Source organism: Pedobacter panaciterrae (assembly GCF_013204795.1).
Lineage (GTDB): Bacteria > Bacteroidota > Bacteroidia > Sphingobacteriales > Sphingobacteriaceae > Pedobacter > Pedobacter panaciterrae.
Genome location: NZ_JABMKW010000008.1, coordinates 803,222 through 827,751, shown reverse-complemented (window position 1 = coordinate 827,751; position 24,530 = coordinate 803,222). Strand labels below are relative to the sequence as shown.

Here is a 24,530-nt window from a genome sequence, read left to right as displayed (position 1 = left end):
CTACCAATTAATCATTTTACTTTCCACTCATGAATACCCGAAGATTGTTCTATCGGCAGCTGAACTTCAAGTTTCAAGGCTTTGGTATTTACCGGTTTAAATTTAAGAAAATTAAACTGGTCCTTAGCGATTCCCGAATCACTTAATATTTCAACAGGTATCCAGGCGCCGTCTTTCAAATATAATACCTTATATGAAAGCGGAATCCGGCAACCGCCCCATGGCCCATCGTCATACCAATAAACTCCGGATTCTGAAACGGTTTGGTTTTCAGAAAAATCATATTGCACATATTCGGTGGTGTTCTTTTTTGGCCACCAATGCAAATAGGGATAATTGGTATCCTTTGAATCGGCAGGTTCATATTGATCTTTGATTGCCCCCAATAAACGCGGGTTATCTAATGAAGAACTCACCTTACTTAAAGAGGCAATAGTTGGTGCTGGCTGTGGTCTGGCTGAGGAAGCCTCATAAGGAATCCAAACGGTCATATCACTTGATCCGCGATTTGCCCAGGCATAATATGGAATTGCAGTAACCTTTTGTTTTACCTGAATTAATTCATCGGAACTCACTTGTCTTTTAGTACCTGTTCCTTCAACTGAGATCTCCTGGATTTCGTTTAATTTTTCTTTATTAAATGCTGTAGTAGTTTTGGCATCTTTATCGACCATGATATTTTGAACCAGCCCGTCTTTGTTGTCTTGCCCCTCAAGGCAGTATACAATTGGTCCACGCTGAAAAGCAAATCTGCCAACATCATCTTTTACCTTCGCATTGGCAATCACCTTCTGAACTTCCATTGGCAGATCGAGTATAAGTTGATCTCCTTTTTTCCATTGACGTGCTACAACGGCATAACCCTTGATCATTTTATAAACTGCAGGTTTTCCGTTCAGCAGTAATTTGAAGGACGATTTAGCCTGATCCATATAGGTATACAAATCACCCGGTACAGGCGACTGAGCAGCCCATCCCGGAATCCGAATATTGAGGGCAAATGTGGATGATTTCTCGGGGTTGATGATGATCTCCACTTTTCCGTTCCATGGATACCCTGTTGTTTGAGTAAGTGTGACTTTAGTTGCTTTAAGATTTACCTCAGCCGTATTACTCATAAATAAGTTCACATAGAGGTCATTGTTGTTCTGTGCATAAACATAGCCTGGTACAGAGGGCAAAAAACGGGTCATATTAGAAATACAGCATGCACAGGCAAACCAGGCACTGCGCTGATGTTGGTGCATAGAAGCCAGGGGATTGGGGTAAAAGAAACGATCGCCACTTAAAGATACACCTGAAAGTAAGCCATTGTAAAGTGTTCTTTCTAAAACATCCATGTATTTGGCATCACCATGTAACTGGAACATTCTGCTGTTCCAGTAGATATTAGCGATGGCTGCACAAGTTTCTGCATAGGCAGACATATTTGGCAGTTGATAAGCCTCCCCAAATGCCTCTCCTGCACCAGTAGCTCCAATACCGCCGGTGATGTACAGTTTTTTATAAACCACGTCTTCCCAGATTTTATCTATAGCGTTAAGATAGTTCTGATCGCCGGTCAATGCGGCAACATCAGCCATCCCGGTGTACATATAAGTTGCCCTTACTGCATGTCCAACAGCAGTACGCTGGTCTATAACTTTGGCATTTGCCTGGTTATATGCATCACCCTTAGGACCCCTTACATCCAGGAAAAACTTGGCAAGATCCAGATATTTCTGATTGCCCGTAATGCGATAAAGACGAACAAGACCTATTTCAACTATCTGATGACCCGGATAGATCTGGAGTTTGCCGGGGCCGAAATCTTTGACCAGCAAATCAGCATTCTTGAGGGCAATATCAAGTAAAGTTTTTTTTCCTGTTGCCTCATAATAGGCTGCTGCCGACTCAAATAAATGGCCTGAGTTGTACAGTTCATGACTCAGTTCCTCTTCCTTTTCCCATCGTTTACTTCCTATCCATTCATGAGGTTTCTTTGCATTTGCCGTACGAAAAGTAAATAAGTAGCCGTCCTTTTCCTGTGCCTTGCCAATTATAGTAATCAGCGAATCTATATAATGCTCCAGGGCCGGATCTTTCTTCACCTGCATCGCATATGAGGCACCCTCAATTACTTTGTATACATCCGTATCATCAAACGTAAATTGAGAAAGCTTACCTTCCATTTCATGTGCAGCCATTAAAAAGTTGTCTATCCTTCCATTATCTTCACATTTTTGCAATGTATAAGGGATTGTGACTGTTGCGTTAACTTGCATTTTTGGAGCCCAGAATTGGTCGTTTACATGGACATGCGTAAAAGCCACAGGCTGTATAGGGTAATCTTTCTTCTGCTGCGCGCTGGCAGGTAGAACAGCGATTCCGACAGCCAGTATCAGGAGTGATGATTTCATTTTAATATACTTAAATTCTCAAAAAACCGGTTATGGCAACTTATTTTCCTTCAAAAATAGGCTTATTACCAAGTACTAATGAGGCATTTATTAACAGTTATTAGATGAAATTTAACTATTTAACTAATCTAATCCCCTTCAATGTAGGCTGTACCACTTTTATATTACCCTCGGCATCAAACTCCATTTTATCGATACACACTTCACGGTTATAACCTGCAGACTGCCCCATGCTCAATCCTGCCGGACGAGTAAAGCGATGGTAAACAATATACCATTCATCCTTACCCGGCACCTGAATAACAGAATTGTGTCCGGTAGCGTAAATGGCCTGTGATTCGTCTTTAGAAAGAATCAGGTTATTTTCCGGCAAACTGATTTTACCTGTTGGCGAATCGGAAACACCATACCTAACACCATAGTCTGCATCTCTCGTATCATTCTGCGACCATAAAAAATAGTATTTTCCATTTCTGTAGAAAACTTCAGTGCCTTCCCTGAAAGTTTTATCTGGAGTGATGACTTTAATTGATGAAGAGTCTATCGATATCATATCTTCATTCAACAAAGCTACAGCCATATAACCATTACCCCAATACAAATAACTTTTGCCTGTTTTAGGATCGGTAAATACATCGGGATCGATCTCTTGCCCACCTTTTATTCCTGCAGGCTTACCTGCAATCAGCGCCTTACCGCTATCCTTAAAAGGACCAGATGGGTCTTCAGAAACAGCAACCCCTATTTTTTGTGCAGCGGTAAAATAGTAATAGTATTTGTAGCTATTACCTACCTTCTTTTCTGCGATGGTAGGTGCCCATGCATTTTTCTTAGCCCAACTTACGTCTTTGAGTAAATCGACAATCACCCCTTCATCTTTCCAGTCCACAAGGTCAGGGGAAGAGAAGGTTTTAAAATAAGTTCCTGACCAGTCATGAAAACCGTCGCTGGTAGGGTATAAATGGTATTTTTTAGTTTTCTTAGAATATAGGATTTCGGGGTCTGCATAGTAACCATTCAATACTGGATTCAGATCGATAGCAGCCGTAACTTCATACACAAGGGGCTTATGCCCCGGCAATGTGATTTTTACTTTAACAGGTCCTTTCGTAAAGTCAAAAGGTCCTTTCGGACTAATGCTCATACCAGGAAACAGCACAAATTCCGGATCGAAAGACCTCAATGAAGTCCCGTTTTTTACCGGAAGGTAAACCTTTGAGTTTAGGGTATCGATCACAATGTTATTTTTCTTAATCGCCGGTGATTGTCCAGACCCCATTACATCCGCTCGGGTGTACCATTTTTTTAATAGGACTGCCGCTTCTGCAGTTGTGATTGGCAATACAGTGCCATGGCGCGGGTGAAAGTTCATCCTTACTTCATGATCAACCACTGTAAATTGCTTGAAATCTTTAGTCTTTGTAAACTGATAGCGTCCCTTAGTGTATACATCATACATCAAGATATACCCCTCTCCATTATTGAGTTTAAATACCCCCGCACCTTCTACCGGATCTTTAGTTTGTTGTACTGTACCAGGACGCGCCACATAACCTTCTTTTAACTTATCAGACACTGCCACCCGAATTCCTTTTTCACTGTCTTCGGTTTTGTAAAACAAGTGGTATTTCCCCTGGTCGAAGACGATGTCTCCATCAATGCAGGGACCATTTGTCGGGCTGAAGAAGAGTTGTTTTGGCTCAGTCTCCAGATCCGTAAAATCCTTATTAGCATACGCCCAATAAATGATATCAGGACCTGCTCCATGTTTCATCGACCAATAGATCATATACTTGTCTGCTTCTTTATCGTATATAGTTTGAGGTGCCCATACACGTAATAAGCTGTCCTGATTAGGGAAACGTTTCTGGATATTGACAATACTTGAAGTCCAGTTAACCAGATCGGCAGATTTCAACAATACCATTGCCCTATTAGAATCCCAACCTTTTGCAGCCACCATATCGGTAACCACCATATAGAAGGTCTTACCATCGGCTCCACGCAAAATGTGCGGATCACGTACACCTCCGGTAGAACTTATTACTGCCGAACTGATCACAGGTTTATCAGCATTTAGCGCACGGTAGGTATAACCATCGTTGCTTAAGGCAAACCTGATGGATTCCTCCGTTCCGTTATTTCCTGTAAAATAGGTAAAAAGGTAAGCCGTTTTTTTCGATTGCTGGGCAGAGGTGGTCCTTAAATTTATGATAAGCACCATGGTACCGAGCACCAGTGCGCGTAGACAATAACTGATTTGTATATTCATTTGTGGTTCATTTATGTTATTATTTTTTCACCAACCGCAATTCGTAGATGCCCGCGGTCTCTGAGCCATCCTCTGCAACAAATTTAACTCTTAATTTTGAAGAAGACGTTTTTAGCATTTCCTGAGGAATGATGTAGTCTACCTCATAAAATTTGTCGCCCACGCTACCGTCCAGGCTCACTGAAGCCAGCAATTGGTCGTTCATCAATATCTTAAATCTCCGGTTCTTATCCCCTCCGTAGTAGGTCAGTCGCAGACAGTGGGCTTCCTTATTTTGGTCTGTCAGTTCATAGCTGAACCAACCTTTGGCAGTACGCCAGTGTCGATCCTGGAACACCCCATTACTAGTCTGCTCTGCTTTAAAAAAATGATCAGACTCCGGTTGTTGTTCGCCCGGAAACACCATATCTATAGTAACGCGGGCAAGTTCATCGGCAATCCGTTGTTGTTCAGCCATTTTCTTCTTTAAAGCCTCCAACCCTGCTTTCGTTTCCACCTGCCAGTAGACAACATACCTGGAATCGTGAAGCTTGTAAAAAGGTGTCAGTTCCAACGTCTTGTATTGCTCGGGATAAATAAGATCGGATGCTGTAAATGTCAAAGCTTTGCCCTTCACCGGCTTGATCAACGAATCCTTATTCTGTCCATCATGAACAAACATCGGCATGTCCTGCAAGGGATATTGTTTTCCTGATGCAATATGCCCCATCCGGCTTTCATCAGCAAATAAACCCTTTAAATTGGCAGTATCTGTTTTGGCAGCAAGCAGAACAGGCCCATGCAGCACCGCCGCATAGTTCGATCCATCCGGCAGTTGTTCGGTATAAGTCTTCATCGGAAGCAACAGTTCCACCCGATCGCCCTTTTTCCAGGCCCTTGTGAGAGAAATATAGCCCCCTGGCGTTGCATTAGCAGCCACTGCTTTTCCATTCACCAACACCTGCATCGCTCCTTCCGGAACCCATACAGGATACCTGACTTTCAAGGTAAAACGGCTCGCTTTTCCGCTGGTCATCGTAAAAGTTGTTTTTTCTGATTCCGGAAATTGAGTCTGCTGCTCAAAACTTAGTCCTTTCTCTTTCCAGTTTAAACTGGAAGGGATAAATAGATTCAGGTACAGTATATCATCCTGAAACGCATAGATCAACTCATTGTATTTGGCATGATTTTCTAAACCTGAGCCTACGCAACACCAAAAACTCGTTTCAGGCTGGGAATACACCCGGTAATGTCCAGGTCTCATAGGAGTGAAATAGACAAATCCTCCTTTGTCTGGATGTTGTGAGGATAAAATATGGTTGTAAACGGTACGTTCGTAATAATCTATATAACCAGCAAGCCCCTCTGACTCATAAAATAGTTTTGTAAGTTTGAGCATATTGTAGCTGTTACAAGTTTCTGGTCCTTCTACACTATTGATCATTCCCGAAAAGTCGTTTAGTGGATTAAAGTGTTCCCTCACACTATTACCTCCGTTCGCTACTGTCCGATGGTGTACCACTTCATTCCAAAAGAACGAAGCTGCTTTTTGGTAAATACTATCTTTATTCAGATCAGCTATGCGCTTGAATCCGATTACCTTTGGTATTTGTGTATTGGCATGAATCCCATTCAACTGATCTTTACCCTGAGCCAATGGATCCAGGATGGAATGATCGGAAAACTGATAAGCCAATTTTAGGTATTTCTGATCTCCAGTGATTTCGTATACATCGGCCAGTACTTCATTGATGCCCCCATGCTCGGACTTCAGCATTTGCTGAATCTGCTGGTCATTCAATTTAGAAGTTAACCAAACAAACCAATCGCTGTATTTGATCAGCATTTTTTTTGCATCAACATCGCCTGTATACAGATAAGCATCACGCAATCCGGCAAGTATCTTATGGATATTGTAAAGTGGTACCCATTTACCATTGAGGCTAAAAGTTCCGGCGTCTATTTTTCCCCGGGCTATTTCTTCCCATAGTTTGACGCTGCCAGGCACCCCGCCGATGTAGCCTGTTGGACTCGCATCCTGACATTTCTTTAGTTGCGACAGCATATATTTGAGCCGCTTTTCTATCCTTTGATCGCCAGTAGCGGCATACATCAGCGACAGTGCAGTCAAATAATGTCCACCTATATGTCCATCCAACCCGGTATTTTCCCAATTAGGATAACTTTGTACATATGGCTTTAATCCTGCTTCTCTCAGATAAGGCATCAATAACCGGTCGACATCCAGTGCCAGCATATAATGCAGGTCTCTCTCTTGTGCTTGCTTAAAAACACCATTCAGCAACCTTACCTCTTGTGATTTAAACAGCTTGAAAGGATACTTTTGCTGTGCAGGTAACAGGCTCCAGGAAATACTAAGCGACAAGCAGACACCATACTTCAAAAACCTTCGAATTGTTTGCTTACCAGTCATTTTATTTATAACTAACCTTCAACATGACAAATGAATTTGCAGGCAATTTCAGTGCGGCAGTTTTCCCTTTTAATTTGAGTGCAGCTTGTGTAGGAGCAATCGCTAAGGGTTTATCGATCGTGTTTTGATCAGTCAAATGGCCTTTTAATACAGTCAACTGAGCCTCACTTCCTACTAATTTTAAACCCTCAAAAGAAACTTGCTTGTTCTGTTCAGTATCTCTGGTGTTGACCAGCTTCACGATCAGTTCTTTCTTCATACTGTCGACCACTGCCGATACATACAAACCATCCAGACCAGAAACTGACTTTCCTGCTGCTAATGCAGAAGCAACCTGAGTCCCTTTGTTGGTAGAAAACAACTTTTGAACGTAGTAATTTGGTGTACCGTAAATATTCATATTGTCTACCCAAATTAAGTCAGGAGCCCACTGCCAACCTTCTGTATTAGCAAACAAAGGCGCATAAGAAGCCATATTTACTACGGCGGCATTACGCTCCAGCCCAGTCATAAAGGCTGCTTCGGCAATTGCCGCCTGCCAGATGTTTCGGTTACTTCCTGTAGTTTTTCCATCTATATGAGCAGCGTACTCACCTGCAAAAACCTTTGCTCCCTTACGATCGTAGCTGTCGTATCGGGAAGCATTTTTCAGAAACCATTCAGGAGAACGGTAATAATGTTCATCTATGATATCTGCCCCCATTGTACGCAGTTCTTTGTCCAGAAAATGAAACCGATCACTATCAGGATCTGTACCCGAACTGTAAATCAGGTTTATCTTTGGATATTTTGCTTTGATGGCCTTTTGAAAGGCTTTGGCGCGTTCAATATACTGCGGCCCCCAATTCTCATTGCCTACACCCAAATACTTCAAATTAAAAGGTTCAGCATGCCCCATTGATGCCCGGACCTTACCCCATTCCGATGAAGCATCACCATTAGCAAACTCAATCAGATCCAAAGCATCCTGTACATAAGGATCCAGCTGATCCAAAGGAACTACTTCGGCAGTATTGAATTGACATGCCATTCCACAGTTCAGAATTGGCAATGGCTCAGCCCCTATATCTTCTGCCAATTGGAAATATTCAAAAAAGCCCAGTCCAAAGGTTTGAAAGTAATCAGGTGAAGGGCGATGTGCGAACTCCGTATTCCAGCGATTCATGATTAACTGACGCTCCTCTATTGGCCCTATTGTTTTCTTCCACTGATACCTGTTGGCCAGATCGGTTCCTTCTACAATACAACCACCCGGAAAGCGGATGAAACCTGGCTTCATGTCTGCCAACATCTGTATCATATCTGCACGCATGCCTTTCTTACGACCCTTCCAGGTATCTGCAGGAAATAAAGAAATCATATCCATATCCAATACCCCATTCCCTTCAAACCAAATGTTCATCTTAGCTTTTGCTGCTGTAGTACCAGCTTTAAAATTCACCTCTTGTTTCGCCCATTTCCCTGATATATCAGTCGGTTTTAATACACCAGTTCCTAATATATTATTCTGTTCATCTACCAATTCTACATGCAATGTGATTCCTGGACTCTGCTGTCTGTACATCAGGGAAAACTCATATTCAAGGTCTTTTTTTATACTCATCCCACCTTTGAATCCCTCATTGGTTAAACCGGCCTGTCCTTTTGCAGCATCTTTTATAGTCGCTCTAAGAAATCTTGGATTAGCGAGCTGAGCATCTTGTCTGTTCAGCACAAGCAGGTCGCCCTCTTTGATCTTATCGCCTTTTACAGACCACCCCATCAATGGCTTTAAAAATTCAAAAGACCGGTTCTTTACCATTTCGGCATAGATCCCACCATCGGCTCCCATGTTAATGTCTTCAAAGAAAACGCCCCACATAGTTGGTGATATTTTTCCCTCAGACTTAGCCGCATTGACCACAATAACATCATCTTGTTGTGCACTCGCCCTAAAAAAAGTCCCCGCAATGAGCAGAGCGATTAAATTGCTTTTGTATTTCATCTTAACCGAAATTGAAAAAAATTTATACTTGGTTATCATATCTTGTTTATCAGATTGTCTTCACTGAAGAAGTCCCGGGATTTTCAGCTCAGTTAAGGGCTAATGTAGGAATTTTAAATTAAACGTCAAATTAACGATTATTAATTTTGTAGCTTTGATTATTATTTTTATAAATTGCTTTCATAACTCAAAAAAACCAAGTAAACTACTTTTGACAAACGATCCCCTCAACATGATAACCTATTCTGACCAAGTGCGCGTTCTGGTTGCAGTCGACTGCATCATCTTTGGCTTTGACGGCGACCAACTACAAATTTTATTGATTAAAAGAGGATTTCAACCAGCAAAAGATCAATGGAGCTTAATGGGTGGCTTTGTCGGAAAGAAAGAAACCCTGGACGGTGCAGCCGAACGCATCCTGTTTGAACTTACAGGACTAAAGGATGTTTATCTGGAACAGCTGAGCGCTTATGGAAACCCGGAACGAGACCCAATTGAACGTACCGTATCAGTAGCTTACTTTGCATTAATAGACATCAATACTTACAAAACACAGATCAGCGACAGGTATCATGCCGAATGGTTCCTCATCAATGAAGCCCCATCGCTTATCTTTGACCACAACAACATGGTTGAGGAAGCCCAAAAAAGGATCCGTTATAAAGCCGCACTTCACCCAATACTGTTTGAGCTAATGCCTACCAAATTCACCATCCCGCAATTACAGAATTTATATGAACAGGTTTATAATGCCAAAATTGACAACCGGAATTTTATCCGCAAAGTCAACTCTACGGACTTACTAATCAAACTTACTGAAAAAGACAAGTCCAGTTCCAAACGTGGGGCTTTTTACTACACTCTGGATAAAACCAAATACAAAGCTAAATTCCAATCTTTTTTAAATTTCATACCGAACCCAGAGAATCTTATTAGCTGATAATCAAAATAATGTGAAATAAATTTCATAATAATTTTCTTTTGTTAAAAAAATAAACGTTAATTAGACGTTTATTGTAGTTACTATGAATTTAACCAAATATGTCATCGGTATAGATTACGGATCGGATTCTGTTCGTTCGGTAATTGTTAATACCGAAAATGGAGCAGAGGTATCCTCTTCAGTTTATTATTATAAAAGGTGGCAAAAAAACCTCTACTGTAAGCCATCATTAAATCAGTTCAGACAGCATCCACTTGACTACATCGAGGGATTGGAGCATACCATTAAAGAGTGTATCGCAAAAGCGGGTGGTGCAGCAATAGCAGATTCCATAAAAGGAATTGCCGTAGATACTACTGGCTCTACTCCGGTAGCGGTTGACAAAACCGGAACACCCCTTGCCCTCACTCCTGGCTTTGAAGAAAATCCAAATGCCATGTTTGTATTGTGGAAAGATCATACAGGAATCAAAGAAGCAGCGCAGATTAATGAGCATGCCACAAAATTTAAAACAAACTATCTTAAATATGTGGGAGGAATCTACTCTTCAGAATGGTTCTGGGCAAAACTGCTTCATGTGTTAAGAGAAGATCCTGCTGTTCGTGACGCGACCTTTTCATGGGTAGAGCATTGTGACTGGATCCCTTTCTTGCTAACTGGAGGCGATGACGTCAGAAAAATGAAAAGGAGCCGCTGTGCAGCGGGACATAAAGCCCTTTGGGCAGAAGAGTTTAACGGCCTTCCGCCAGATGATTTTTTTAGCAAATTAGACCCCCTATTGTCTGGATTTACTGAAAAACTATTTCAGGACACCTATACTTCAGACGAACCTGCTGGAAGATTAAGTGAGGAATGGGCCGAGAGATTAGGATTATCAACAGATGTAGTTGTTGGTGTAGGTGCTTTTGACGCACACATGGGTGCCGTTGGTGGACAGATATTACCATATCACCTTTGCAAAATCATGGGGACAAGTACCTGCGATATTCTTGTTGCCCCCTTGCAAGACCTGGAAGGCAAATTGGTAAAAGGCATTTGCGGACAGGTAAATGGCTCAGTTATACCGGGAACAATAGGACTTGAAGCTGGTCAATCGGCCTTTGGTGATGTATATGCATGGTTCAAAAACTTAATCAGCTGGCCATTGAATCATCTGCTCACTGAATCTGCTTTAATCGATCAGGCTACAGCCGTTGCTTTAAAAGATGAGCTGGAAGCAAAAATTATTTCCCGTCTAAGCGAACAAGCTGAACAATTAGGCGACGAAGATTACGCAGAGCTCGCCGTGGACTGGTTAAATGGAAGACGAACGCCTGATGCCAACCAGGAACTTAAAGGAGCCATAGCCGGTTTAAGTCTGGGAACCGACGCGCCAAAATTTTTCCGAGCCTTAGCTGCAGCAACCTGTTTTGGGGCAAAGAGTATCGTTGATAGGTTCGAAGACCAGGGTGTACCTGTAAAAGGAATAATTGGTATAGGAGGAGTAGCCCAAAAATCACCTTACATCATGCAGATGATGGCCGATGTATTAGAAATGCCAATAAAAATTCATCGATTTGAGCACACCTGCGCACTCGGAGCGGCCATGTTTGCTGCAGTAGCAGCCGGTATCCATCCAAATATTGAAACTGCAATGGAAGCAATGGGAACAGGATTCGAAGCAGAATACCAGCCCAATCTGAATAAACGAAGAATGTATCGCCAGCATTACCAGGAATATCTGGCTTTAGGTAGATATCTGGAGAAGTACAATAAGAGAGAAATCAAACCTTATGTATCATGAGCATTTATAAAATAATACGTGAAACTGCCTATGAGGCTAACATGGAATTACCAAGGCTAGGTCTTGTGTTGTTCACTTTTGGAAATGTTAGCGCGGCCGACAGAGATGAAGGTGTTTTCGCTATCAAACCAAGCGGAGTGCCATACAAAGATCTTTCACCAGATAAAATGGTTATCGTTGATTTTGACGGAAATACTGTTGAAGGAACGCTCAGACCATCCTCTGATACCAAAACCCACGCTGTGTTATACAAACATTGGGAAGGAATCAATGGCATTGTACATACCCATTCAACCTATGCCACGTCCTGGGCACAGGCACAAATGGATATACCTATTTTTGGTACTACCCATGCCGATCACCTCACTGTGGATGTACCCTGTGCACCACCAATGAGTGATGAGATGATTAAAGGAAACTACGAATACGAAACAGGCTTTCAGATCATTAATCACTTTACTGAGCTCGGTTATAGTCATCATGAGGTTGAAATGATACTAGTGGGAAATCATGCTCCGTTTACCTGGGGTAAGACAGCAGAAAAAGCGGTATACAATAGTGCAGTACTGGAATCAATTGCACATATGGCCTTGCTAACAAGGCAAATCAATATGCACTCACCAAAATTAAAAGATGCATTAATAAAAAAGCATTTTGAACGTAAGCATGGTCCGGACAGTTATTATGGTCAGTAAAAAAATAACATTAACAGGGGTACTCCTGATTGGAGCCCTGATAGGCGTAAATGCACAGCAAAAAGACTTTCATGATTGGGCTAAGACACCTCCTATGGGATGGAACAGCTGGGATTGCTTTGGCCCCACTGTAGTGGAATCTGAGGTGAAAAGCAATGCAGATTATATGTCTAAAAATCTGAAAGCTTTTGGATGGGAGTATGTGGTGGTAGACATTCGCTGGTATGTTGGAAACGACAAAGCGCATGGTTATAATGAGACGGATCCAGACTATGTACTGGATGAATACGGCAGATTTCAACCAGCAGTAAACCGCTTCCCTTCAGCAGCAAGCGGTAAAGGGTTTAAGCCCCTTGCCGACTACATTCATAAAAAGGGGTTGAAATTTGGTATTCACATCATGCGGGGCATTCCGGTAGAGGCGGTAAAACGTAATCTGCCAATCATGGGGAGTAAGGCTACCGCCAAAGACATTTACAGCACAGATCTGCAATGTAAGTGGCTACATGACATGTACACTGTAGTGGCCGGACGTGATGGAGCACAAGAATATTACAACTCGCTATTTAAGCTATATGCATCGTGGGGTGTAGATTTCATTAAGGTGGATGACCTTTCCAGACCTTACCATACCGGAGAGGTAGAAATGATCCGTAAAGCAATCGCACTCACAGGTAGAAAGATCGTACTGAGTACTTCGCCCGGAGAAACACCTATGGCAAGTGCTTCCCATGTGCAAGGTCATGCCAATATGTGGCGCACAGTAGACGATTTTTGGGACAACTGGCCTATGTTGAAAGATCATTTTGATGTATTTGAGCGATGGAACAAATATCGCGCACCTGGTGCCTGGCCTGATGGAGACATGCTTCCTCTTGGGAAAATTGGAATTCGCGCAGAACGAGGAAATCCAAGAATGACGGCATTTACCAAAGATGAGCAATACACACTGATGACACTGTGGACGATATTCCGTTCCCCATTGATGTTTGGAGGTGACCTGCCAAGCAATGACGCCTTTACCCTTTCCCTATTAAACAACACAGAGGTGCTCAATATCCTAAACAACAGCACCAATAACAAACAATTGTTTCGTAATGAGGATGGAATCTGCTGGGTGGCAGATGATCCAAAAACTGGAGATAAATACGTCGCTTTGTTTAACCCGGGTGATGGCAATGAAGCAGCAAACATTTCTGTAAACTTGAATGACCTTGGATTTACCGGGGTCTGCAAAGTGAGAGATCTTTGGAGCAAGAGTAATAAGGGTAGGGCCAAAGGAACATATACAGCAACAATCAATAAACATGGAGCAGGTCTGTTCCGTATTTCAGCAATTAAGTAAAACACAGTATTAAGATATGATAAACTTAAAAGAATTAGAAATTTGGTTCATCACGGGTAGTCAGCACCTGTATGGAGAGGAGACGTTAAAGCAAGTAGCTGATCACGCAAAGCAAGTGGCATCCTCACTAGACGCTGCTCCGCAAATTCCCGTTAAAGTTGTTTATAAACCAATAGTAAAAACACCTGACGAGATATTTGAAACCTTGCAACAGGCCAACTTAACTACCAATTGCATTGGTGTAATCACATGGATGCATACTTTCTCACCTGCAAAAATGTGGATAAGAGGACTGAATATTCTTCAGAAGCCTTTATTACACCTACACACTCAATTCAACAGAGACATTCCCTGGGATACCATTGATATGGATTTCATGAACCTGAACCAGAGTGCACATGGAGATCGTGAATTTGGCTTTATTGTAACCAGGATGCGCAAAGATCGAAAAGTAGTGGTTGGACATTGGCAGGATCAGGAAGTATTAAGTGAAATTGATACCTGGACACGAGCCGCAGCTGGCTGGCATGACTGGCAAGGTGCTAAATTTGCGCGCTTTGGAGACAATATGCGCTATGTAGCCGTTACAGATGGCGACAAAGTAGAGGCTGAGCTCAAATTTGGCTTCCAGGTCAACACCTACGGCATCGGTGACCTTGTAGCCGTTATCAACAGCATTCCAGAGGAAGCTATCCAGGAGCTGTTAACAGAATATGAAGCAACCTACGTTATGGCAACTGACCTCCAGCGTGGCGGAGATAGACATGGTTCTGTTTATGAAGCTGCAAAGATAGAACTGGGTCTTAAGAAATTCCTGGAAGACGGCGGCTTTAAAGGCTTTAGTGATACCTTTGAAGATCTGCACGGTATGATTCAGCTACCGGGTATTGCTGCACAGCGATTAATGGCGGCAGGATATGGATTTGCCGGAGAAGGCGATTGGAAAACCGCTGCACTAGTACGTGCTTGTAAAGTAATGGGTGCCGGATTACCTGGGGCAAACGCCTTTATGGAGGACTATACCTACCACTTTGACCCTGCTAATTCAATGGTATTGGGCTCTCACATGCTGGAAGTAGATGCATCGTTGGCCAACGAAAAACCAAGACTTGAAGTACATCCCCTTGGTATCGGCGGGAAAGCAGATCCTGCCAGACTAGTATTCACTGTAGCCGGTGGAAATGCACTCAATGCTTCAATTATCGATATGGGTAACCGCTTTAGACTACTCGTAAACGAGGTAGAAGCAGTGGAACCCAAGCATAAGTTACCAAAGCTCCCTGTAGCACAGGTTTTATGGAAGCCGCTCCCTGATATGAAGACTGGCTGTGCAGCCTGGATCTACGCCGGAGGTGCACACCATACTGCATACAGTCAGAATCTGACAACAGCGCATTTACTGGATTTTGCAAACATTGCAGGTATAGAATACGTAAACATTGGAGCTGATACCAGGATCAACCAGTTCAGAAACGAACTTCAATGGAATGAAATCTTTTATAAATAAGGAAGATGTGCCGGATAAACGTAATTTACCGGCACATTAACCATTTGCTCAAACCAACCAAATAAGACCAATATGAACAACAATTTAGTAACTACAGATTATGTAGTTTTCATCATCTACTTTTTAATCGTCTCCGGTTATGGATATTTTATCTATCGCCAGCGTAAAAAGAATGAGCATGATGCCAAAGCATTCTTTCTAGCAGAAGGAACACTCACCTGGTGGGCTATTGGGGCCTCCCTTATTGCCTCCAACATTTCTGCCGAGCAATTTATTGGAATGAGTGGTGAGGGTTTTTTTCTTGGTATTGCAGTGGCCGCATACGAGTGGATTGCAGCAATCGCACTTATTATTGTAGCCGTATGGTTCATCCCGGTCTATCTTAAGAACAAGATCTACACCATGCCTCAATTTCTAAAGACCAGGTACAATGAGTCGGTAGCATTAATCATGGCCATTTTCTGGCTGTTTTTATATGTGTTTGTAAACCTAACGTCCATTCTTTATTTGGGTGCAGTGGCCATTAACGGGCTCACAGGTGGAGATTACCTGCATGTGATTATGATCGGGCTTGCGGTATTTGCACTGATCATCTCTTTAGGGGGAATGAAAGTAGTTGCCTATACCGACGTAATCCAGGTGGCGGTATTGATTTTTGGTGGATTAGTAACCACATACATCGCACTGACTGTTGTGGGCGAGAAGTTCGGTGTTGGAGCAAATGCCATTGCCGGTTTCAATGTTTTAATGGAACAGGCTCCAGAGCATTTCAAAATGATCATCCCTAAACCTACCGCAGAATCCACCCAAAATGAGATCAGCAAATACCTGACTTTCCCGGGACTAGCTTCTTACGTAGCTGGTATCTGGATCATCAACCTCAATTATTGGGGATGTAACCAGTATATCACTCAGCGCGCACTTGGTGCAGATCTGCAAACCGCAAGAACGGGAATACTTTTCGCTGGCCTTTTGAAGCTGATGATGCCATTGATCGTGATGTTGCCGGGTATTGCAGCCTATGTATTGTACAAAGGCGGGCACCTGCCTCAATTGATCGGTGGCAAAGATGGTGCATATTCAGCCATTCTTACCTTTTTACCTACAGGTCTTAAAGGGCTATCCGTAGCTGCACTTACCGCAGCTATTGTAGCCTCACTTGCTGGTAAAGTAAACAGTATCTCCACAATCTTTACACTCGATATTTATGCAAAATATTTCAAGAAAGGTACAGAAGAAAAGAACCTCGTATTAGTTGGCAGATCAACAGTATTTATAGGTATGATTCTGGCAGTTCTCTTTACCTGGAACGATTTATTAGGCATTGGTGGTGAAGGTGGTTTTACTTTCATTCAGAAATATACTGGCTTCATTAGTCCGGGTGTATTTGCCATGTTTATTCTTGGTATGTTCTGGAAAAGAACCACTGGTAGTGCGGCCATCGCCGGGGTATTGGCAGGTTTCCTGTTTTCGGTATTCTTTAACGAAATGGCACCGAGTCTGCTGGGTAACGATACTTTCTTATATACGGCCTACCCTAATGGCAAAGGTGGTTTTGAAATTCCATTCCATATCTGCATGGGTCTTTCTTTCTTCTTTACTATGGCCATTATGATTGTAATGAGTTTGGCTGGTCCTAAAGTAAATCCTAAAGCATTTGAACTGGATAAATCCATGTTCAAAGTTTCTCCATCTACATTGGCTCTGATTGTGATAACGCTCCTGATCATTGCTGCATTATATGTAAAATTCTGGTAGGTTATACTAAGCTGGCCATGTAACTTTATAAAATGAGGGAGTATCATAAATTATGATACTCCCTCATTTTATAAAGTTACATCGATCCGTAATAAGATCCAGGCAAAGAGTTATATTTGGTTATAGCAAACGTAATGAAAGTTCATCAATTTCTTCCATCCGATGTGCTTAAGCCTTTTGTAAACCGCTTTTTGGTTACAGAAAGTGAAGGTGATTTAACCAGGCAATTATTACCTGGTACCGCCCCTGTTATGGCATTACGTTTTAAAGGCGCAATATACCTAAACAATAGCCACAATAATCTGGGATTTGGGATTACTGGAATGTCTAAAGTTGCACGCCCGGTATACTATACCTCCGGCTCAGCAGTACTACTGGTGCTTTTCAATGAAGGCGGTGCCACAGCTTTTATAAACACTCCCCTAAACGAATTTTTGGGGCTGACCACAAATCTCGACACCGTATTTCCCATTGGACAGGTTCAGCGACTTGAAGAAAACCTGGAAACGATTCAAACGCATGCCGAACGTATAGCCGCAGTAGAAACCTTTCTGATCACACAACTTAAAAGAAATGGTAAAGATCCTATGATCAGTAAGGCTGTTGATATCATCAAATCCACAAGCGGTAATTATAAAATAAAAGATCTTGCCGCTACACTGAACATCAACATCGATTCTTTCGAAAAGCGTTTCCGCAGCCAGATAGGTACCTCTCCTAAACACTTCTCATCCATCATCAGAATCCGTTCCGTCATCAGCACTTACCAATCTCATCAAAATCTTACTGCAGTTTCACAGGAAACTGGATTCTTCGATCAAGCCCATTTCAATAGGGATTTCAAGACATTTACAGGCGAAAGCCCTGGTCAGTTCTTTAAAAAAGGCCTCCCGAAATGGTGAATCCCGAAATAGGATAAAACTTGATTTTGTACAATTTTTGATTTTCAGTGTAGCATAATTTTGTATTATTAAATTACCAGCACATGAAACATTTACCTTTAATTATCGCTATTACCAGCGCCCTCACATCACAGGCATCCGAAAAAAAACACGTCACCGTACTTGGAAAAGATATCGCTTATATAGAAACCGGAACTGGTGATCCTATTGTATTTTTACACGGCAATCCCACTTCATCTTATGTATGGAGAAACATCATTCCACAGGTATCCAACTTAGGGCGCTGTATCGCTCCTGATCTAATTGGGATGGGCGATTCAGAAAAGATTTCAGATCCGAAATCACACACTTTCGCCGAAAACAGTCGATATCTGGATGCTTTCTACGAAAAACTTGGAATTAAAAAGAACATAACATTTGTAGTTCATGATTGGGGTTCAGCATTGGCATTCGACTGGGCAAGCAGACATCCTAATGCCGTTAAAGGGATCGCGTTTATGGAATCTATTACCGTTCCCTACAAATGGGAACAGATGCCTCCAAAAGGAAAGGAAATCTTTCAGGCCCTACGCTCTCCTGAAGGTGAAAAAATGATACTCGAGGAAAACTCATTTCTTGAAGTTAACATCCCCTTATCGCACATAAATCCACTAACAAAAGAAGAACACGATGAATACCGCAGGCCCTTTGTTGTACCTGGAGAATCACGGCGACCAATGCTATCCTGGGCACGTCAACTCCCCTTTGATGCAGAACCAAATGCATTTACATCTGTAGCTACCAGGTATACGGCTTGGCTAAAGAAAAGCGCGGTACCAAAACTGTATATCGAGGCGAATCCCGGTATGAGCTCTCCCGATGCAAAACAGTTTTGCAACAGTCTGCCCAATACCACAAAAGTTGTCGTAAAGGGTCTTCATTATCCACAAGAAGACTCTCCAGTTCAGGTAGGTGCAGCTTTAGTGGCATGGCTTCAGGCTATTGGACTATGATGCTTTCAGAAGTATTTCCCATATATTAGCTTTAAAATCATTTCCTATGTTTAGACACTATTTCAATACTCTTACGGTTATTTTATTTTTTAGTTCTTTTCTTGCAACAGCTCAACAGGTAAAAGAACCAAAAGATACGCCAATAGAATGGTCTAAATCTTATCAGCCTTTTCGCATTGCCGGCAATTTATATTATGTGGGCACAGAAGATCTGGCCTGCTATCTCATTGTGACCCCAAAAGGGAATATCCTCATTAATACCGGGCTTGCCACTTCTCTGTCAGTGATTAAGGCAAATGTTGAAACCTTGGGTTTCAAATTTAATGATATCAAGATATTACTGACCACGCAGGCACACTATGACCATATGGGAGCTATGTCGGCAATTAAAAAAGCAACCGGAGCTAAATTTATGGTGGATGAAAAGGACGCCGCGGTTGCAGCGGATGGGGGCAGTTCAGATTATGCATTAGGAGGTCATGGACCTACTTATGAACCAATAAAAACTGATCGTTTATTGCATAATGGTGATACCGTGGGTTTGGATGATATGAAGCTGGTTATGCTCCATCATCCAGGTCATACAAAGGGTTCTTGTAGCTTCTTGTTCGATGTAAAAGACAAAGACCGGATTTATAAGGTCTTAATTGCCAATATGCCTACAATCGTGACGGAGAAAAAATTCTCCGAAGTAACTTCCTATCCTGAAATCGCTAAGGACTATGCTTATACAATAGGCGCCATGAAAAAGCTCACATTCGATATCTGGCTTTCCTCTCATGCCAGCCAGTTTGGGCTTCATAAGAAGCACAAAGCCGGTGGCGCTTATAATCCTAATGCTTTTATTGACAGGAAAGGATATGATAAAGTACTCCGGGATTTAGAAATTCAATTTTCCAAAAAAGACTGATTTTCGACCCGATAAGAAATTGGTGTTTTATTTCCCTCCCAGTCTTTTTTGTTCCGCGTCAAGCCCTGTCTGTCTGCTTCGTTCAGACTTAACACTGGTTTTTCCGAAACGATAGGTGAAAGTTAGCCTCACATTGGTCGAAGTACCCCATTGCTCAAGGTTATATACATTACCAGCCAGTGTGCTAAATACCCTGCCCCTCTGACTATGAAAAATATCACCAACTCCGAGTTTCAAATTACCATTCTGGTTTGGAAAACTGTAACGCAGGCCTGCATCAGCGGTCAGCATACTTTTCACTTTAAATCCTCCATCTATCTGTGCCGTACTGGCATATACTGAAGCGTCTGCACTGAAGAGCTTGTTTAGTGTAAAATTGTTCTGAGTATACAAACTGGCACTGAATTGCTTCGAATTAAGATCTGTTCCGTTAAGATCCGGTGCCTGGATTTGTTTATGATAACCAACAAGATTATTATTCAGGTTCCACCATTTACTTATTTTTACGGGGAAATTAAGCGTAAGTGATACCACATCATTAGAAGCAAGGTTAAGTACCGTCTGGTACATCGATTTTTTGGCTTCATTCTGTAATAAGATCTGTGTGATTACATCCGATGTATGTGAATAGGCAAGCGCAACGCTATATTTTTGTTTCCATAAATAAGTCGCTTCAAAATTTGTAGAATATTCCGGTTTAAGGTTAGGATTACCCTCGTTGTAGGTATACTGATCAAGGTAAAAAATAAATGGATTAAGGTTCTGATAATTTGGTCTGTTAATCTTTCTCGAATAAGACACACTGGCAACATTATCCGCATCGAAATTTCGGCTAAATGTTAACGAAGGGAAAAAATCAGTATAGGTTCGCTTATTCAACTGATTTATTGTAACCGAATTACCTGTAGACTGAGTCCGTTCTGCACGAAGACCAGTTTGCACCGAGAATTTACCTGTACTGATGTTCAAAATCGCATAAGCAGCACTTACCTGTTCGTCGTACTTAAAGCGATTGCTACGGCTGTTGTCCTTTATCCACTCTCCATTAACATCATTCTCATAAACGAAATTGTTATCGCTTTTCACACTGGCTACCTTGATACCTGTTTCAAGCTTGAACACTTTATTAAGCGGTAATACATAATCTGCTTTAATGGCTTTAATGTTGATATCCGAAGGCGAAAAATTCCTATATATCTGTCCGTCCTTAAAAAAAGTTCCATCAGGAAGGAAAAAGCGATTTACAAAACTCGCTTTGTTATTCCCGTTAAATGTTGAGTAGTCTGCATCAATAGTAATTTCCTGCCCTGCGGTATCCAATATCCCCTTATAGTTGATATTGTACGAAAAATTCTTACGATCTGTTGAGTTTTTGCCCGGAGTTTGCAATATGGAATCTGGTTTTGCAAACGAATCGCCAATCGTAATTCTGCTAAAACCATTTTGATCAAATCCATTCAAATTACCCTTAAGCAAAACACCAATTGTATGGTTTTTGGTCAGAAAGAAATCTGTTCCAATTTTAAAATTATTCGACGCAAAAACTGAAGTATCCCTATTTCTCTGGCTAAAATACAATTGTTTTGAATTCATACCGGGAGTTACCCTGTCAATGGTAAGGTTCTCCTGAAAAGGCCATCTATTGTAGTCATAAGACCCAAATACATTAAAAAATTGCCTGCGATAGTTTAGGTTAACACCTGGGTTGGCTTGTAAACGTTTATTATAACCAACACCAAGCGTCAAATTACCATTAAAGCCAATGGCAAGACTTTTCTTTGTTTTGATGTTGATGATTCCACCCGTACTATTTGCATCATATCGCGCACCCGGATTGTTGATGATCTCGATACTTTCGATCTCAGAACTTGGCATAGACTTAAGCAAGCTTACTACTTCGGCGCTACTCAAATAAGTCTGTTTGCCGTCAATAGTTACCAGTACATTGCCTTTGCCGGCAAGAGAGATATTCTCATTATGATCAATGGTAACTCCCGGTGCCTTTCTGAGCACCTCCAGGCCATTAAGTCCGGCGGCAGAGGGTGTAGCCTCAATATTAAAAATCAGTTTATCCCCTTTTCGTTCCAAAACAGGCTTTGATGCTGTAATACTTACCTCATTTAATTTATTTGTGTTTTCTTTAAGCACAATTGCTGGCAGCTCATAAGTTGAACCCTTAAGTTCAAATACCGGTGTTTTCACTTTATTATAACCAACAAAAGTTGATAAAACATAATAAGCTCCCGGAACTGCCGGAAGATTAAACTTACCCTCTCCATCGGTCATCCCTGTGGTAACCAGTACAGAATCTTTGGCAGAATATAAAAGTACGCTTACCGAAGGCAGGGTTTGCTTGTCATCCCTAACCGTTCCGGTTATTTTGCCATTTTGTTGCGCTACAACTTCAAAAGGCAAAATATATAAGCATAAAAAGAATGCAAAAAGTAAATGTGTTTTCATTATCGATGTGTGTATTTATAACAATAAGATGAATTCTACGCCAATAGGTTACGAAGAAATGTAAAATTCTTTTCGAAAGCTGTTTATCAAACATTAGATCTGCGCTGATGATTGCCTAATGATTTATTGTTTGTAACTTTAATATGAAATGGAAACAAAGGGTCTGCTTTTTATCCCTGACATTAGTGGCTTCACTCGATTTGTAACAGAATCAGAAATTAATCACAGCCGCATAATCATACAGGAATTGCTTGAATTGCTTATTAATGCAAATCAAATTGGTCTCGAAGTTTCCGAAATAGAAGGTGATGCCATTCTTTTTTACAAATTCGGAGAACCGCCGCAACTCAAAGAGCTGTACAAGCAGGTAGAGAAGATGTTTTGTCTGTTTCACAAGAACCTTATGACTTATGATCAAAGGAGGTATTGCCAGTGCAAGGCCTGTATTTCTGCAGCCAATCTTTCCTTAAAAGTAATTACACACTACGGTGAATTTGCCGGGTATAATGTAAAGAATTTCAGTAAACTGATTGGCAAAGATGTTATTGTTGCGCACCAGCTTTTGAAGAACGACATCGCACAACATGAATATTGGCTGGTAACCAAAGACCTTCTGGATAATCACCCACCGGCTGATTTTACAGACTGGATGAGTTGGACTGACAGTATGAAACAGACAGAAACGGGGGAAATACACTTTCATTACACCCAGCTGAGCCAATTAAAAAATGAAATACCTGATGACCCCTTACCTCCATTAGATCTTTCCGGAAAAAAGAAAACACACTCCGTATCAAGAGTATACGAAACCGACATCATTACTTTATTTCATGCCTCAGGTGCATTTGAATTTCGGCACCTCTGGTGGGAAGGCGTAGAAAAAATTGAGGCACTTAATCACCTCTTACCACGGGTGGGTATGAAGAGCAGATGGACACTAACCAATGGAAAAACAGTATATTATTCCAGCAGCTACTCCTATTCGGAAGATAAGATTGAATTTAGTGAAACAGATGAAAAAGGAGATCAGGTGACTTACTTCACGCTGATAAAAGTAGCAGACAAGGAAATTAAACTTACCATAGATATTTATAAAGCCAGCAACTGGATCACAAACTTTATTTTAGGATCATCAGGTCAAAAAAAACAGGAAGCTATGCTCCAAAAGTCATTAGAGAATATCATTCCGTTGCTAAAAAAGATTCCTTTGTAATCTACCATATAATTAAAAGGCAATAAGGAATGATAATGCACTTAGGTGGTGCTCTTCTTAATAAAATAGTTTTGAACTAATGACCCTATAAAGGCAAATAATAATCCAATTAATACAGCAGTGATAACTACAACTCCTGGTGCCAGCTCATCTGATGGAGCAATATTTCTAAGGAAGATCATTTTAAACATCAAAAGGAAGCCCGCTGTCCCTAAGATAAACCCGCTAATTTTACCTGCTTTGTTTTTCATGATTGATAATGGTTAAGATTTTTCAAATTATTTAAATATGAAGGTAGCTAAATTACTTTGTAATACAAAGTGCTTTTTAAAAAATATTAGTTATACCTTATAATAACGGAAACGTGTTTTTTTATTTTTTTATTTAAAACCGCCTGCGTTTTCAATTGTTCTACCACCCTAAAACCATTTACCATGAGCACAAAATCAATATCAGTATTAAACGATCTCACAGAGATCAACAACGACCGCATCGCGGGATTTGAAAAAGCTATTGCGGACATCAAAGATGAAAATGTGGATTTGAAAGCCTTATTCCAGGAGTACAGTACCCAGAGCCGTAAATTCAGTCAGGAATTGACTGCGATTGTAGCAGGTTATGACGAAGATGTGGAAACAGGCAACAGCGTTGCAGGCACCCTACATCGCGCCTGGATCGATGTAAAATCATTATTTGGTGGCAGTGACCGTGCCAGCATACTTTCTGAGGCTGAGCGTGGAGAAGATGCTATAAAAGCAGCCTACAAAATGGCACTGGAAAATGGTGAGCTTAGTGGCACAGCATTAGAAACGGTTAGCAACCAGGCCTCAGAGATTAAGTCTGCACATGATGCGATTAAGGCATTACGTGATGCAGCAAGATCAATGAATTAAGCAATTTTATTTTCGGGGTTATTCTTCTGACAAAGCCACCCAATGGGTGGCTTTACTATAA

At 41.5% G+C, this 24,530-nt stretch carries 17 protein-coding genes; 11 read left to right on the top strand and 6 right to left on the bottom strand.

Annotation, left to right across the window (positions count from 1 at the left end; all coding sequences use genetic code 11):
* Positions 1 to 11 precede the first annotated feature (11 nt).
* The 4 genes from HQN86_RS05780 to HQN86_RS05765 all read right to left on the bottom strand — a co-directional run bounded on the left by HQN86_RS05780 (position 12) and on the right by HQN86_RS05765 (position 9,068).
* Positions 12 to 2,399 carry a glycoside hydrolase family 127 protein gene (locus HQN86_RS05780; RefSeq protein WP_172660048.1) on the bottom strand — a complete coding sequence of 796 codons (2,388 nt, stop codon included), beginning with the start codon at positions 2,397 to 2,399 and terminating at the stop codon, positions 12 to 14.
* A 115-nt stretch (positions 2,400 to 2,514) separates the two neighbouring features.
* Positions 2,515 to 4,671 carry a family 43 glycosylhydrolase gene (locus tag HQN86_RS05775; RefSeq protein ID WP_172660047.1) on the bottom strand — a complete coding sequence of 719 codons (2,157 nt, stop codon included), beginning with the start codon at positions 4,669 to 4,671 and terminating at the stop codon, positions 2,515 to 2,517.
* 19 nt (positions 4,672 to 4,690) lie between these two features.
* On the bottom strand, positions 4,691 to 7,084 hold the full coding sequence (locus HQN86_RS05770) for a glycoside hydrolase family 127 protein (RefSeq protein ID WP_172660046.1): 2,394 nt from the start codon (positions 7,082 to 7,084) through the stop codon (positions 4,691 to 4,693).
* Position 7,085: 1 nt separating this feature from the next.
* A complete protein-coding gene (locus HQN86_RS05765) occupies positions 7,086 to 9,068 on the bottom strand; it encodes an alpha-L-arabinofuranosidase C-terminal domain-containing protein (RefSeq protein ID WP_172660045.1) in 1,983 nt (660 codons plus the stop codon).
* A gap of 232 nt (positions 9,069 to 9,300) precedes the next feature.
* On the opposite strand from HQN86_RS05765, the gene HQN86_RS05760 reads away from it, so the two are divergent.
* The 9 genes from HQN86_RS05760 (at position 9,301) to bla (ending at position 19,903) form a co-directional block, all read left to right on the top strand.
* Positions 9,301 to 10,008: an NUDIX hydrolase gene (locus HQN86_RS05760; RefSeq protein WP_172660044.1), complete on the top strand. Its 708-nt coding sequence runs from the start codon at positions 9,301 to 9,303 to the stop codon at positions 10,006 to 10,008.
* 85 nt (positions 10,009 to 10,093) lie between these two features.
* The gene (locus tag HQN86_RS05755) at positions 10,094 to 11,794 is read left to right on the top strand and encodes a ribulokinase (RefSeq protein WP_172660043.1); all 1,701 of its coding nucleotides are present in this window, start codon (positions 10,094 to 10,096) and stop codon (positions 11,792 to 11,794) included.
* Positions 11,791 to 12,489 carry an L-ribulose-5-phosphate 4-epimerase gene (locus HQN86_RS05750; RefSeq protein WP_172660042.1) on the top strand — a complete coding sequence of 233 codons (699 nt, stop codon included), beginning with the start codon at positions 11,791 to 11,793 and terminating at the stop codon, positions 12,487 to 12,489. The genes HQN86_RS05755 and HQN86_RS05750 overlap by 4 nt, the downstream gene beginning before the upstream one ends.
* Complete coding sequence (locus HQN86_RS05745; RefSeq protein ID WP_172660041.1) at positions 12,479 to 13,834, top strand: glycoside hydrolase family 27 protein; 1,356 nt, start codon at positions 12,479 to 12,481, stop codon at positions 13,832 to 13,834. The genes HQN86_RS05750 and HQN86_RS05745 overlap by 11 nt, the downstream gene beginning before the upstream one ends.
* Before the next feature lie 16 nt (positions 13,835 to 13,850).
* Positions 13,851 to 15,341 (top strand): L-arabinose isomerase, encoded by a 1,491-nt coding sequence (gene araA / locus HQN86_RS05740; protein ID WP_172660040.1) that lies wholly within the window; start codon positions 13,851 to 13,853, stop codon positions 15,339 to 15,341.
* A gap of 72 nt (positions 15,342 to 15,413) precedes the next feature.
* Complete coding sequence (locus tag HQN86_RS05735) at positions 15,414 to 17,099, top strand: sodium/sugar symporter (protein ID WP_172660039.1); 1,686 nt, start codon at positions 15,414 to 15,416, stop codon at positions 17,097 to 17,099.
* Between the two features lie 134 nt (positions 17,100 to 17,233).
* Positions 17,234 to 18,001, top strand: coding sequence for a helix-turn-helix domain-containing protein (locus tag HQN86_RS05730; RefSeq protein ID WP_172660038.1), 768 nt, complete (start codon positions 17,234 to 17,236; stop codon positions 17,999 to 18,001).
* Positions 18,002 to 18,084: 83 nt separating this feature from the next.
* Complete coding sequence (locus HQN86_RS05725) at positions 18,085 to 18,993, top strand: haloalkane dehalogenase (protein ID WP_172660037.1); 909 nt, start codon at positions 18,085 to 18,087, stop codon at positions 18,991 to 18,993.
* A gap of 46 nt (positions 18,994 to 19,039) precedes the next feature.
* Positions 19,040 to 19,903, top strand: a complete 864-nt coding sequence (bla, locus tag HQN86_RS05720) for a subclass B3 metallo-beta-lactamase (protein ID WP_172660036.1) — start codon at positions 19,040 to 19,042, stop codon at positions 19,901 to 19,903.
* A 27-nt stretch (positions 19,904 to 19,930) separates the two neighbouring features.
* Here bla and HQN86_RS05715 read toward each other — a convergent pair whose 3' ends face one another.
* Positions 19,931 to 22,363 carry an outer membrane beta-barrel family protein gene (locus HQN86_RS05715; RefSeq protein ID WP_172660035.1) on the bottom strand — a complete coding sequence of 811 codons (2,433 nt, stop codon included), beginning with the start codon at positions 22,361 to 22,363 and terminating at the stop codon, positions 19,931 to 19,933.
* A 148-nt stretch (positions 22,364 to 22,511) separates the two neighbouring features.
* Between HQN86_RS05715 and HQN86_RS05710 the strand changes: the two genes are divergently transcribed.
* Positions 22,512 to 23,576, top strand: coding sequence for a DUF2652 domain-containing protein (locus HQN86_RS05710; protein ID WP_172660034.1), 1,065 nt, complete (start codon positions 22,512 to 22,514; stop codon positions 23,574 to 23,576).
* Between the two features lie 41 nt (positions 23,577 to 23,617).
* Here the strand turns inward: HQN86_RS05710 and HQN86_RS05705 are convergent, their stop codons facing one another.
* On the bottom strand, positions 23,618 to 23,827 hold the full coding sequence (locus HQN86_RS05705; protein WP_172660033.1) for a hypothetical protein: 210 nt from the start codon (positions 23,825 to 23,827) through the stop codon (positions 23,618 to 23,620).
* 183 nt (positions 23,828 to 24,010) lie between these two features.
* Between HQN86_RS05705 and HQN86_RS05700 the strand changes: the two genes are divergently transcribed.
* Positions 24,011 to 24,469, top strand: coding sequence for a ferritin-like domain-containing protein (locus HQN86_RS05700; protein WP_172660032.1), 459 nt, complete (start codon positions 24,011 to 24,013; stop codon positions 24,467 to 24,469).
* Positions 24,470 to 24,530 lie beyond the last annotated feature (61 nt).